The sequence below is a fragment of the Actinoplanes derwentensis genome, from assembly GCF_900104725.1.
GTDB lineage: Bacteria > Actinomycetota > Actinomycetes > Mycobacteriales > Micromonosporaceae > Actinoplanes > Actinoplanes derwentensis.
Map to the genome: position 1 here is coordinate 6,590,462 of NZ_LT629758.1, position 12,439 is coordinate 6,602,900.

At 69.4% G+C, this 12,439-nt stretch carries 12 protein-coding genes; 6 read left to right on the forward strand and 6 right to left on the reverse strand.

The features are described from left to right. Positions 1-4: 4 nt before the first annotated feature. Positions 5-1,105 carry a mannose-1-phosphate guanylyltransferase gene (locus BLU81_RS28925; protein WP_092557800.1) on the reverse strand — a complete coding sequence of 367 codons (1,101 nt, stop codon included), beginning with the start codon at positions 1,103-1,105 and terminating at the stop codon, positions 5-7. A 40-nt stretch (positions 1,106-1,145) separates the two neighbouring features. Beyond that, entirely contained in the window at positions 1,146-2,267 is a 1,122-nt protein-coding gene (locus BLU81_RS28930) for a glycosyltransferase family 4 protein (RefSeq protein ID WP_092548149.1), read from the reverse strand. Positions 2,268-2,452: 185 nt separating this feature from the next. Here BLU81_RS28930 and BLU81_RS28935 point away from each other — a divergent pair, with 185 nt between their 5' ends. Then, complete coding sequence (locus tag BLU81_RS28935) at positions 2,453-3,181, forward strand: TIGR03089 family protein (RefSeq protein ID WP_092548151.1); 729 nt, start codon at positions 2,453-2,455, stop codon at positions 3,179-3,181. Here the strand turns inward: BLU81_RS28935 and BLU81_RS28940 are convergent. Then, positions 3,162-5,126 carry an acetoacetate--CoA ligase gene (locus BLU81_RS28940; protein WP_092557802.1) on the reverse strand — a complete coding sequence of 655 codons (1,965 nt, stop codon included), beginning with the start codon at positions 5,124-5,126 and terminating at the stop codon, positions 3,162-3,164. The two genes, BLU81_RS28935 and BLU81_RS28940, sit on opposite strands and share 20 nt — an antisense overlap. A gap of 102 nt (positions 5,127-5,228) precedes the next feature. Here BLU81_RS28940 and BLU81_RS48670 point away from each other — a divergent pair, with 102 nt between their 5' ends. Then, positions 5,229-6,494 carry a hypothetical protein gene (locus tag BLU81_RS48670; protein ID WP_157751827.1) on the forward strand — a complete coding sequence of 422 codons (1,266 nt, stop codon included), beginning with the start codon at positions 5,229-5,231 and terminating at the stop codon, positions 6,492-6,494. Here the strand turns inward: BLU81_RS48670 and BLU81_RS28950 are convergent. Continuing rightward, the gene (locus BLU81_RS28950) at positions 6,392-7,081 is read right to left on the reverse strand and encodes a glycoside hydrolase (RefSeq protein WP_231953566.1); all 690 of its coding nucleotides are present in this window, start codon (positions 7,079-7,081) and stop codon (positions 6,392-6,394) included. The genes BLU81_RS48670 and BLU81_RS28950 overlap by 103 nt on opposite strands. Then, positions 7,078-7,317: a hypothetical protein gene (locus BLU81_RS28955; RefSeq protein WP_092548154.1), complete on the reverse strand. Its 240-nt coding sequence runs from the start codon at positions 7,315-7,317 to the stop codon at positions 7,078-7,080. The genes BLU81_RS28950 and BLU81_RS28955 overlap by 4 nt, the downstream gene beginning before the upstream one ends. A 135-nt stretch (positions 7,318-7,452) precedes the next feature. Between BLU81_RS28955 and BLU81_RS28960 the strand changes: the two genes are divergently transcribed. The 4 genes from BLU81_RS28960 (at position 7,453) to BLU81_RS28975 (ending at position 11,239) form a co-directional block, all read left to right on the forward strand. Beyond that, the gene (locus tag BLU81_RS28960; RefSeq protein ID WP_092548156.1) at positions 7,453-9,045 is read left to right on the forward strand and encodes a methyl-accepting chemotaxis protein; all 1,593 of its coding nucleotides are present in this window, start codon (positions 7,453-7,455) and stop codon (positions 9,043-9,045) included. Positions 9,046-9,066: 21 nt separating this feature from the next. Further along, positions 9,067-9,450, forward strand: a complete 384-nt coding sequence (locus BLU81_RS28965; RefSeq protein WP_092548159.1) for a ribosomal maturation YjgA family protein — start codon at positions 9,067-9,069, stop codon at positions 9,448-9,450. A gap of 98 nt (positions 9,451-9,548) precedes the next feature. Next, complete coding sequence (locus tag BLU81_RS28970; protein WP_197685996.1) at positions 9,549-10,316, forward strand: NPP1 family protein; 768 nt, start codon at positions 9,549-9,551, stop codon at positions 10,314-10,316. A gap of 440 nt (positions 10,317-10,756) precedes the next feature. After that, entirely contained in the window at positions 10,757-11,239 is a 483-nt protein-coding gene (locus tag BLU81_RS28975) for an AAA family ATPase (RefSeq protein WP_092548165.1), read from the forward strand. Here the strand turns inward: BLU81_RS28975 and BLU81_RS28980 are convergent. Beyond that, entirely contained in the window at positions 11,236-12,405 is a 1,170-nt protein-coding gene (locus BLU81_RS28980) for a UDP-N-acetylglucosamine--N-acetylmuramyl-(pentapeptide) pyrophosphoryl-undecaprenol N-acetylglucosamine transferase (RefSeq protein ID WP_092548168.1), read from the reverse strand. The two genes, BLU81_RS28975 and BLU81_RS28980, sit on opposite strands and share 4 nt — an antisense overlap. Positions 12,406-12,439 lie beyond the last annotated feature (34 nt).

Below are 12,439 nucleotides of genomic sequence, written 5' to 3' on the forward strand. Positions count from 1 at the left end.
CCGCCTAGATGTAACCGTGCTGCCCCAGCTCCTTGAGGGAGTCGACGAGCTGCTTGACCTCCTGGGCACGCTCCCGCGGGCAGACCAGGACGGCGTCCGGGGTGTCCACGATGATGAGGTCCCGGACTCCCATCGCCGCCACCAGGCGCCCCGACGACGGGACGACGACCAGTCCGTGGGTCTCCCGGAGCAGCACGGTGTGCTTCTCGGCGCCGGTGTCCTGCCCGACGATCACGTTGCCGGCCTGGTCCGCGGTGAGGACCTCGCCGAGCGTGTGGAAGTCGCCGACGTCGTTCCAGCCGAAGTCACCCGGGACGGTGCCGACCCGGCCGGCCGCCGCCGCGCCTTCCATGACCGCGTAGTCCACCGAGATCTTCGGCAGCGTCGGCCACACGTCGCCCATCACTTCCTCCTGCTCGGCCGTCCCCCAGGCCGCAGCGATCCGGCTGACACCGGCCGCGAGCTGCGGCTGCTGACGGTGCAGTTCGGCGAGGAAGGCGTCGGCGCGCCAGACGAACATGCCGGCGTTCCACAGGTAGTTGCCGGATTTCACGTAGCCCTCGGCCACGTCGTACGTCGGCTTCTCTTTGAACTCGTCGACCTTCACCACCGGACCGTCGCCGACACCGGCACCGCACTGGAGGTAGCCGTACCCCGTCTCGGGCCGGGTCGGGGTGATGCCGAGGGTCATCAGCAGGCCCTGGCGCGCGCCCTCCATCGCCTGACGGATGACGCCGGCGAACGACTCCTTGTCGGCGATCAGGTGATCGGACGCGAACGAACCCATGATCGCTTCCGGGTCGCGCCGGGCGATGACCGCGGCCGCGAGGGCGATGGCGGCGCACGAGTCACGCGGGGAGGGCTCGATGAGGATGTTCTCATCGGGCACTGCGGAGAGTTGCCGGGACACGGCGGCGGCATGGGCCACGCCGGTCACCACAAAGACCCGATCGGGGGACGTGAGAGTGTCCAACCGGTCCACCGTGGCCTGCAGCAATGACGCCTCGGTACCGGTCAGAGGGTGCAGAAACTTGGGATGACCGGCGCGGGACAGTGGCCACAGACGGGTTCCGGTACCGCCGGCCAGAACCACGCCGTACAACACAGCCTGTTCGTCGCTCATGCGCGGAGAGTTTAGTAGATGATCAAGCAGCGACCCGGGTCCAAGTTGTTACATGTACCTCCGCGCTGGACGCCCAGGTGAATTCTTTGGCACGGTCCGCACCCGCCTTGGCGAGCGTCCGGCGGCGCTGTTCGTCGTGCAGCAGGTCGGCCAGATCCACCGCGATCCGCTCCGGCGACTCTGTCGTATAGGCGACAGCGTCACCGCCGACCTCCGGCAGGGAGAGCCGCGGCGTGGTGAGCACCGGAGTGCCGCAGGCCATCGCCTCCAGGATCGGCAGCCCGAAACCCTCACCGAACGACGGGTAGCAGGCGACCAGTGCGCCACCGAGGAAACCGGGCAGGTCCGCGTACCGCAGATAGCCGGGGCGCAGCAGCCGCAGGTGTGGTGGCACCTCGGCCACCGCACGATCGATGTCGTCGTCGTGGCCCTGGCCACCGGCGAGCACCAGCGCCGGCGGATGCGGCCAGTCGGCGACCGCGCGGGCCCAGCCACGGATCAGGTTCGGCACGTTCTTCCGGGGTTCCTTGGCGCCGAGGAAGGCGACGTAACCGGAGTCACCGAGACCCAGCCGGGCCCGGACCCGGGCCTTCTCGTCCTCGGTCGGCGAGTGGAACGCGGTCTGGTCGACACCGTGGTAGGCCACGTCGATGCGGGTGGGGTCGGCGTCCAGCAGCCGGATCAACTCGTCCCGGGTGGCCTTGCTGGGCACGATCACCCGGGCGGCCCGGCGCAGCGACGTCTTGATCGCGCTCCGGAAGAAGGTCCGCTTCGTGTTCTCGTAGTGCTCCGGCTCGGTGAAGAACGTGGCGTCGTGAACCGTGACGGTCACCGGGCAGCCGGTCCGCAGCGGGCAGGTGTAGAACGGCGAGTGCAGCACGTCGGCGTTGGTCTGCTGAGCCAGCATCGGCAGGCCGGTCTGCTCCCAGGCCAGACGGGCCGGACGATGCACGATCGCCGCCGGGCCGGGGATCACTTCAGCACTCGGAAGCATCCGGCGGTAACGCTCCGCATCGGCCCGCTGGGCGACGACGGCAAGATCGACACGGTCCGAACTCATCTCGCCGAGGGCACCGAGCAGCCCGTCGACATATCTGCCGACACCACCCCGGTCAGCGGGGACACTGGTGGCGTCGACGAGCACTCGCGGGGCGTGACCGGGGGGCACGAGGCATCTCCTTGGCGTCTCTGCAGAACCGATGCGGTTATGGGACAACCGCCGGTTCGAGGGTACGCCGGGATCGCTTCGGGTAGGTGTCCGCGACACCGCAGATCGTTGCGGTCCTGTCACGGCCATTACTGTGCGTGATCCGCCTATGGTGTGAGGCGATGAAGACGACGATTCCGCAGGTGTTCACCGCAGCGATCGGGCGCGACCCGGCCGCACCGCTGCTGACCTGGTACGACGACGCCACCGGGGACCGTACCGAGCTGTCCGGTATCACTCTCGACAACTGGGTGCAGAAGACCGCGAACCTGCTGGTCGACGGCATCGGGCTGGGGCACGGTGACGCGGTGGCGCTGCTGCTGCCACCGCACTGGCAGACCGCGGCCCTGCTGCTCGGCGTCTCGGCGGCCGGTCTCGCCGCCGACCTGGACGGCGATCCGCAGCCGGTGGAGGCCCTCTTCACCACTCCGGAGCGGGCCGGTGTCACGGCGGGCGGCTGGGCGACCACCGACCGATATGTGACCGGCCTGCTCCCCCTGGCGATGCCGCTGCGCACCGTGCCGGAGGGCTTCGTCGACTATGTGATCGAGGTCCGCAACTACGGCGACCACTTCCGCGGTGAACCGGTCGCCGCCGCCGACCGCGCACTGGCCGGCCCGGTCGAACTGAGCCACGACGACGTGGTGGCCGCCGCCCACGACCGGGCCGCCGAACTGGGCATCACGCCCGGCGCCCGCGTGCTGATCGACACCGCGGCCCTCCCGGACCCGATCGACTGGCTGCTGGCCCCGCTGGTCGCCGGCGCCTCGATCGTCCTCTGCGCCAACCTGGACCCGACGAAGACGAAGCCCCGAGCCGCCACCGAGAAGGTCACTCTGACGCTGGTGTGAGCCGCTGCCGGTGGAGGGCGGCGAAGCGGGTCAGGGACTCCGGGTTCGCCAGGGCGCCCTGGGCGGCCGCGGACTCGATCGGGGTGCCGGTGAGGATTCGCTTCACCGGCACCTCCAGCTTCTTGCCGGAGAGGGTGCGCGGGATCGCGGCCACCTGGTGGGCGGCGTCCGGGACGTGCCGGGGGGAGAGCGCGGCCCGCAACTCCCGGGCGATCCGGGTGCGCAGCGCGTCGTCGAGTTCCCGGCCGGCGGCCAGCACCACGAAGAGCAGCAGTTCGCCGTTCGGGTCGTCCGGCTTGTCCAGGTGCACGACCAGCGAGTCGGCGATCTCGGGCAGGCTCTCGACGACCGAGTAGAACTCGGCCGTGCCCAGGCGTACGCCGCCGCGGTTGAGGGTCGCGTCCGAGCGACCGGTGATCACGCAGCTGCCGTCCGGTTCGATGGTGATCCAGTCGCCGTGCCGCCAGACGCCGGGGTAGACGTCGAAGTACGCCTCCCGCAAGCGGCTGCCGTCGGTGTCGTTCCAGAACCCGACCGGCATGCTCGGCATCGGGGCACTGATCACCAGCTCGCCGAGGGTGCCGATGACCGGCCGGCCGAAACTGTCGTAGGCCTCCACCCGGGCGCCCAGGATCCGGCTGGTGATCATCCCGGCGCGGATCGGCAGCAGCGGAACACCACCGACGAACCCGGTGCACACGTCGGTGCCACCGGAGAGCGACAGCAGCCGTACGTCCGGGCCGGCCACCTCGTACACCCAGCCCCAGCCTTCGGGCGGCAACGGCGCGCCGGTCGAGCCGATCCCCCGCAGCCGTCCCGACAGCGAGGGGGTGAGTCCCGCCTTGCGGCAGGCCAGCAGGAACGGCGCCGACGTGCCGAAGTAGGTGATGCCCGCGGTGTCGGCCAGCTCCCAGAGCGCTCCCAGCGACGGCCAGCCGGGGTCGCCGTCGAAGAGCACGATCGCGGCGCCCACCGCCGGGCCGCTGGCCAGGTAGTTCCACATCATCCAGCCGGTGGTGGTGAACCAGAGGAACCGATCGCCGGAGCCGAGGTCGTGGTGCAGGGCCAGGATCTTGAGGTGTTCCAGCAGGATGCCGCCGTGCCCGTGGACGATCGGTTTCGGCAGGCCGGTCGTGCCGGAGCTGTAGAGCACGTAGAGCGGGTGGTCGAACGGCACCGGCTCGAACTCCAGTGGATCGTCACCGCTCAGGGTGTCCCAGTCACCCTCCCCGAACAGGTACCCGATGGTGATCACATGCTCGATCGACGGAATCGCGGCCCGGATCGTGGCTGTCTCCGTACGCCGGTCGATGTCCTTGATGTTGTAGCGGTAACCGTCCGTGGCGACCAGCACCTTCGGCTCGATCTGGCTCCACCGGTCGATCACGCTGCGGGCCCCGAACTCGGGCGCGCACGACGAGAAGACCGCGCCCAGACTGGCCGTGGCCAGCATCAGCACATAGGTCTCCGGGATGTTCGGCGCATAGGCCGCGACCCGGTCACCCTTGCCGACACCGCGGGCCTTCAGCCCGGCACGGACCCTCCGGACGTCCTCCCGCAGCTGCCGGGCGGTCAGGGTGCGGGGTTCCCTCGTTTGGGAGTACGACACCACGACCGGATCGTCGTCGTCGAAGCCGGGCAGCCGCAGCACGTTCTCGGCATAGTTGAGCGTGGCACCGGGGAACCAGCGCGCCCCCGGCATCACCGGCGAGTCCAGCACCGCGGTGGCCGGCTCGTGCCCGATCACCGCGAAGAAGTCCCAGATCGACTGCCAGAAGGCGGTCAGGTCGGTGACGGACCACTCCCACAGCGCGGCGTAATCGGCGAACGCCAGCCCTCGCTCCGACTCCAGCCACGCCAGATAGCGCCCGATCCGGGAGGTGTCCCGGATGTCCACCGGCGGCTCCCACAGCAGTGTGCCGGCCGTCACCACACCTGTCGTCATCACCACACCATAGGGCGCTGCGGAACCGCGCGGACAACGGTCAGAGCAGTCCTCCGTGGCCGGTCCCGGGACACTTGCCGCAGAGCGGTAGCGTTCCGGATCATGCGCCACCTCAGGTCGATCTTCTATGCACTCGTGCTGGCACCCTCCATCTGGGTGCTCATCGGCGTCGGTTTCACCAACGACCTGAGCAGCCGCGGACGGGACTTCTTCTCGGCCGAGTCGATCAGTGGGCTGTTGCTGGTGATCTTCGCCGGCATCCTCGTCACGATCCTCGCCTTCTCCCCGATCTCCCCGGCCGGCCCGGCGCTGACCGGTACTGCCTTCCTCGGCGTGACGATCTGGGCGTGGAACTCACCCGCCGAGTACGCCGCGCTGTGGGCCCCGGAAGTCGCCAAAGAGGGCTTCGACCTGAGCCGCCCCGGGTACGGACTGGCCGCCCTGCTGGCGGTTCCGCTGATGACCACCGCGCTGAGCGCCCGGCGCTGGGCCCGCTACGAGCCCCCGGTGCTGCCGATCATCGGTGAGATCGGCCGGTTCCGCGGCGCCGCCAAGGCACCCGGCATCCCGGTCGCCATCGAGCAGACCACGGTCATCCGCCCGGCCACCACCGGGTTCCCCACCAACACGTCCGCCCCGGCGGCGGACCGCACCGTCGCCATCAACTCCGGCACTCCGGCCGCCGACCGCACCGTGGCCCTCGGCTCCGGCATCCCGGCCACCGACCGCACTGTCGCCCTCGGTTCGGGGGTTCCGGCCGCGGACCGCACCATCGCGTTCGGTTCGCCCGCGGTGAAGCCCACGCCCCCGGCGGCCGCTCCCGCCGCGCGACCCACTCCCGCAGTGAAGCCTGCACCCGCTCCCGCGGTGAAGCCTGCGCCCGCTCCCGCTGTCGTGCCCACTCCGGCCGAGGACCGGACGATGGCCCTGCCGAGCATCGACCGCGCGACCGCCCTGACCCCGCCGAAGCCCGCCCCGCCGAAACCGGCGGCCCAGCCGGTGCCGCCGGCTCGTCCGGCGCAGAACCTTCAGCAGGCCAGCGCGGCGCAAGCCGTTCAGCAGCCGACACCGAAGAACCTTCACCAGGCCGGCTTGGCGAAGAGCCTCCAGCAGTCCGGTTTGGCGCAGGAACTCAAACTCTCCGGCTCGGCACAGCAGGCCAAGCCCGCACAACCCAAGCCCGCACAACCCCAGGCAGCACCGCCCAAGGCGGCGCAGTCGCCGGGCGAGCAGCCGACCCAGCTGATGCAGCAGGTCAAGCCGGTTCAGCCGGGCGCGTCCGAGCCGACCGCCCCACTCCGGCCCGGTGACCCGGATGCCACCACCATGATTCCGGGCCAGCGGCAACCGCCCGCGATCGAATCCTGACCGCAAGCACCGAATCGGGCCGGCCACGATGGCCGGCCCGATTCTTTGTCACTGCCCGAGGGTCCACTTCTGGTTGGCGCCGGTGTCCGGTGGTAGCAGTTGGGTTCGTTCTGCACCGAGAGGTGGTTGATCGGCACGCCTGCGGCCTGATAGCTCTGCACGTACTTGACCAGGTACTGGGCGCACATCGGGTAGTACTCCCACTTGAGCCAGCCCATCTGGTCCATTCGGCCGTTGTCCTTCATCCAGCCGGGCGCGCTCCACGGGACACCCTTCACCCGGAGCGCCGGGTTCAACGTGCGGGCCTGCTGGGTGAGAAGCCGGACGTCGGTGTCGTACCCGTTGGTGTTGAAGTCGCCGAGGTCGCAGCAGGTGTCGTCGAGTGAGACGTGGCCGGGGCGGGACAGGTCGGAGGCGCCGATCGGGTTGCGGACGAACGACAGCCCGATGCCGCCGGTGGGGCTGAAAAGTTTCGTCATCACGGCGTCGCGGGTGGCGGCGCTGATCGGGCCGCCGCGCATCAGGTAGGCGGTGGTGTCGGTGATCGACGCGCCGCCGCCCTCGAAGACCATCGCCGGTGGTGTCATCGCCCGGAGGATACGACCTCACGCCGACGCCAGCGCACCACCGATCCGTAGAGGTACATCCCCGCCAGCACCGCCGGCCCGAACGACACCGTGAGCACCCCGGCCAGGCTGGGGCCGCCCCAGTGCCCGGAATAGGTCGACGGGTCGGTCAAGTCGATCAGGAACGGCTCGGCCACCCCACGCACGACGAAACCCACCGCGACGAGCAATCCGAGCAACTTGAGCAGGATGTTCATAACTCGACGGTAGGAAGGCCGAGCCCCGGACCGCATCGGGAAGATCCCGGAGACAGCCCTCGGATTTACCCTTCGTCGCCGCCTCGGGGTGCCGATGAGGGATGCAGAGGTGCCAAACGGAACAGAGGAGTCGCTGTGCCCGCATTCGGTCTCAGGTCGCTGAGCATCCGCGCCGCCCTGCTCACCTCGGCGGGCATCGCACTGCTGGTAGCCCTGCTCGTCGGAACCGTCGGCATCCTGCGCACGCAGTCGACCGCTGACGCGACGAAGGACCTGTACGAGCGGTCGCTGGTACCCCTCGCCGTGGTCAAGGACATGCAGCAGCTGATCTGGCATGCCCGCTGGGCCAGCCTGTCCCAGCTCACCAGCACCGACGCGGCCAAGGCGAAGACCTACGGCGAGGAAGCCAGCGTGAACTACGACCTGGTGACCACGCGCCTCGACGAGTACACGGCGCTGTCGTTGGCCGACGACCAGCGGGCCGCGATGAGCACTTTCCAGACGACCTGGGCCAACTATCTGGAGCTGCGCAAACAATCCTCGGCCCTGAAGAACGCCGGGAAGATCGAGGAGTGGCAGGAGTTCCGCAGCAAGACGCTGGGACCCGCGGTCGCCGACGCCGTCGAGCAGTTGGAGACCCTCGCCGCCAGTTCCGGGGCGGAGGCGGCCGCCAAAGCGGCGGAGGCGCAGAACGCGGCCGGGCGGGCCCGTACGACGATCGCCGTGGTCTTGATCGCCGGAGTCCTCCTCGCGGGAGCGTTCGCCCTGCTGGTGGCCCGGACGATGAACCGGCGGATCGGCGCGCTCCGGGAGATCGTCGGTGCGATGGCCGACGGTGACCTGGATGAACGACCGCAGGACACCGCGTCCAACGAGATCGGCGAGATGTCCCGGTCGATGCATCAGGCCGTCGCACAGGTACGCCTCACCATGCGCACCGTCTCGGAGATCAGCACCGGCCTGGCCGCCCGCTCCGGCGAGTTGAGCGGCGCCAGCCAGGACCTCGCCCGCAGCACCGACGAGGCGTCCCACCAGGTCGGCACGATCGACACCGCGGCCGGTGAGGTCAACGCCGGTGTCCAGGCGGTCGCCAGTGGCGCCGAGGAGATGGGCGCGGCGATCCGGGAGATCGCGCAGAGCGCGGCCGAGGCGGCCCTGGTCGCGGCCCAGGCCGTCGAGGTGGCCGGTGAGGCCAGGCAGACCATGGTGCAGCTCGACTCGTCGTCGGCGCAGATCGACACGGTGGTCAAGACGATCACCGCTATCGCCGAGCAGACCAACCTGCTGGCCCTGAACGCGACCATCGAGGCGGCTCGCGCCGGGGAGACCGGCAAGGGCTTCGCGGTGGTGGCCGGCGAGGTCAAGGACCTGGCGCAGGAGACCGCGAAGGCGACCGAGGAGATCAGCAAGCGGATGGAGCAGATCCAGACCGACACCCGGCTCGCGGTCGAGTCGATCGCCGGCATCGGCGAGATCATCGGGCGGATCAACGACTTCCAGAACACCATCGCCTCGGCCGTCGAAGAGCAGAGCGCCACCACCCAGAACATGACTGGTGACCTGAACCGGGCAGCAGGTGGCAGCGCCGAGATCAGCGGTGGCCTGACCCGGGTGGTCGAGGTGACCGGCGCGACCCGGGAGGCGGCGCGGGCCACGTCGGCGTCGGCCGAGGACCTGCGGGAGAACTCGCAGCGCCTGCGGGACCTGGTGTCCCAGTACCGCCTTTGAGCCGTTCCCTACGATCGCGGCGTGTCGATCAATCTGAGGTCCCGGCTGGCGTGGCTCGGGGCGGCGGCCGGTTTTCTCGCCGTCGCCCTGGTCATCCGCGCGATCGTGCCACTCGGCAGTCCGGTGGAGCAGGTCTCCGGGACCGCACTGTACGCGTCGATGGTCTACGCCGGGGTGCTGTTCCTGGTGCCGGGGCTGACCCCGTACCGAGCCGGTGGTCTTGCCCTGCTCTGGTGTTGGGGTGCCGAACTGTTCCAGCTCACCGGGATCCCCGCGGTGCTGTCCGCGCAGAGTCTGCTCGCCCGGCTGGTCCTCGGCGCGGCCTTCGACCCGCTGGATCTGCTCTGGTATCCGCTCGGTGTGATCCCGCTGGTGGCCGCTCATCGTCTGCTTCGGAACAACTGACAAACATCGAATATCCACTATTGCTTTCGGGTGACCCGGCCGCCAGGCTGAGCGCGGTTGTTACCGACAGGTAAGGAGCCTGGCTCATGGTCCCCCGCATGATCCCCGCCAGAGCGAGCCGCACGGTGCTGGTCGCCGGTGCCGCACTCGCTCTCGTCGTCGCCGCCGCGTCCCCCGCGCTGGCCGCGCCACCGACGAAGCTGCCCGGCAATGCCGAGGCGATCGAGACGAAATGGCAGCCGGCGTACGACTACGACACCGACGGCTGCTACCCCACCCCGGCGATCGGCCCGACCGGCACCGTCAACGGCGGCCTCAAACCGGCCGGGTCCCTCAGCGGCGAATGCCACGACACGTCCGACCTGGACAACACCAACGGCTACTCCCGCTACAAGTGCAACAACGGGTGGTGCGCGATCGCGTACGGGCTCTACTTCGAGAAGGACCAGGCGCTCGCCAACAGTTCCATCGGCGGACACCGGCACGACTGGGAGCACGTGGTCGTCTGGGTGCAGAACGACGTCGCCAAGTACGTCGCCACCTCGGCACACGGCGACTTCTCGATCTCCGCCGCGAGCAGTGTCCGCTGGTCCGGCAACAACCCGAAGATCGTCTACCACAAGGACGGCGCGAGTACGCACACGTTCCGTCTCGCGGGCACCGGCGACGAGCCGCCGGAGAACGGTTACGGCACCTGGCGCTACCCGACCCTGGTCGGCTGGACCGGTTACCCCTCCACCGCCGTCCGGGACACGCTGAGCAACTATGACTTCGGCAGCGCGAACTTCGGCCTGAAGGACGCCAACTTCGTCAACCTGATCACCGAGGCGATGCCTGCCGGAATCACCTTCAACCCGTCGGCCTGACCGCTCCGCTTCGCACTCGCCCCACCCCCTGCTTCGCACCTGTCGTCTTCGGTGCGAAGCAGGGCGGCGCCCCGCCCGTGACTACCACCGGGCCCGCGGCGATCGGCTGTTTCACCTTCCGGCACTAGAAGCAACGCCGTCCTTTTCGGACAACAGGCGCCCCTGCGCGGCTCAGAACTGAACCGTCGGTAAGGACGCGATCACGCGGCGCCGAGAGCGTTTTCCGCAAGTAGTCACGGAACCCGATATAGCCGGGTTTTGGCTGATTCATACTCCTGCTGGTCTATGACGGACTCCTTGTGCGACAACAGAAGGGAATCCATCGCAGATCATAAATCCCGCTGTGCCCAGGAAGATCCAGCCCGGAGGAGAGGACGCACGCGTGACCGCCAGATCCCACCGTCGGCATCGGACTCGGCCCGTGGGGGCGGTGATGGCCGGTGCGTAGAAGACTGATCATCACGCGCGGCCTACCAGCGGCAGGCAAGACCACCCGGGCACTGCGCTGGGTCGCCGAGGACCCGGAACGCCGGGCCCGGGTCGGTACCGACCAGATCGCCGCGATGCTGCACCCACAGGTCCTGCTCGGCGATGACAACGACTACACGATGCTCTACGCCCGGCGGGAACAACTGGTGGTGAACGCCGTGATCGAGGCCCTGTTACGGTCCGGCATGGACGTGGTCTGTGACGACACCTTCCTCGTCCCGCACTACCTCGAGACGGCCCGCGACCTAGCCGAACGCTGCGGGGCCGACCTGGTCGTCTGGGACATGATCGACGTCGACATCGAGGTGTGCATCGCCCGCGACGAACAGCGCGGGCGAAACGGCGGCCGTTCGATCGGCGAACAGACGATCCGCAACAAACACCGCCTCTACCGCGAGCACGCCCCCCTGGCCACGGTGGGCGAAAGCCATTAGCGGTTGGCGGCCACGGTGAGGATCTCGGTCACCACCCGGGCGGCGGCGTCCGGTCGGCCGTGCGTCGCGGCCGACCGGGACATCTCGGCTCGGCGCTGTGGGTCACTGAGCAGCATGGTGATCTGGGCGTGCAGTTGTTCCGGGGTCGCCTCGGCACCGTCGAGCATGACGGCGGCCCCCGCGGCGGCCAGGTGACGGGCGGTGACACGCTGCTCGTCACCGGCCGAGACCGGGTAGGGGATCAGGATGCTGGCCTTGCCCAGAGCAGTGAGTTCGGCGACCGTACCGGCGCCGCTGCGGGCCACCACGACAGCCGCGGCGGCGAGCACGTCGGGCAGTTCGTCGTGGATGAAGTCGACGACGTGGTAGCGGTGCGCCAGGTGGGCCGGGAGCGAACGGGCCACCTGCTGCATCTCCTCCAGGCCGTGGCCACCGCACTGGTGGACGATCTGGCAGCGCTCCAGCAGGTGCGGCAGCGCGCCGGTCAGCATCCGGTTGATCTGCTGCGCACCGGTCGCGCCGCCGGTCACCAGCACCAGGGGCACCGCCGGATCCAGATCGTACGCGGCCAGGCCCTGTGCCGGGTCGCCGTTGAGCACGGCCGGGCGCACCGGGTTGCCGGTGACGACCGCACGATTGCGGGCCTTCGGCGGCAGGTGCTCCAGGGACGCCTCGTGGCTGAGCAGGATGCGGGTGGCGACGCGGGCGAGGATGCGGTTCGCGAGGCCCAGGCTGAGGGTCTGCTCGTGCATCAGGTAGGGCACCCGGAACAGGGCGGCGGCGAGGCCGATCGGCACCGACACGAAACCGCCGGTGCTGAGCACCACCGAGGGCCGGACCCGGGCCACCGTGACGGCGGCCTGGACGATACCCAGCGGGATACGGAAGGCGTCGACGAAGTTCCGGCCCAGGTCGCGGGGAGCCAGGGAACGGCGAAGCTTGCCGGTGGTGACCGCACGGAACGGAATACCGTTCCGGACGGCGATCTTGGCTTCCAGACCTTCGGCGACGCCGACCCAGAGCAGTTCGGGCTTACCGCCGGTCTCGGCCAGCCGGGCCTGGATGGCGTTGACCGTGGTCAGCGCGGGGTAGGTGTGGCCGCCGGTGCCGCCTCCGGTGACGATCATGCGAAGTGCGTGCAGGCGGTGGGTGCTGTAAATGGACATGCCTAGCCACTCCGAACTCATGGGCGCCAGTCGG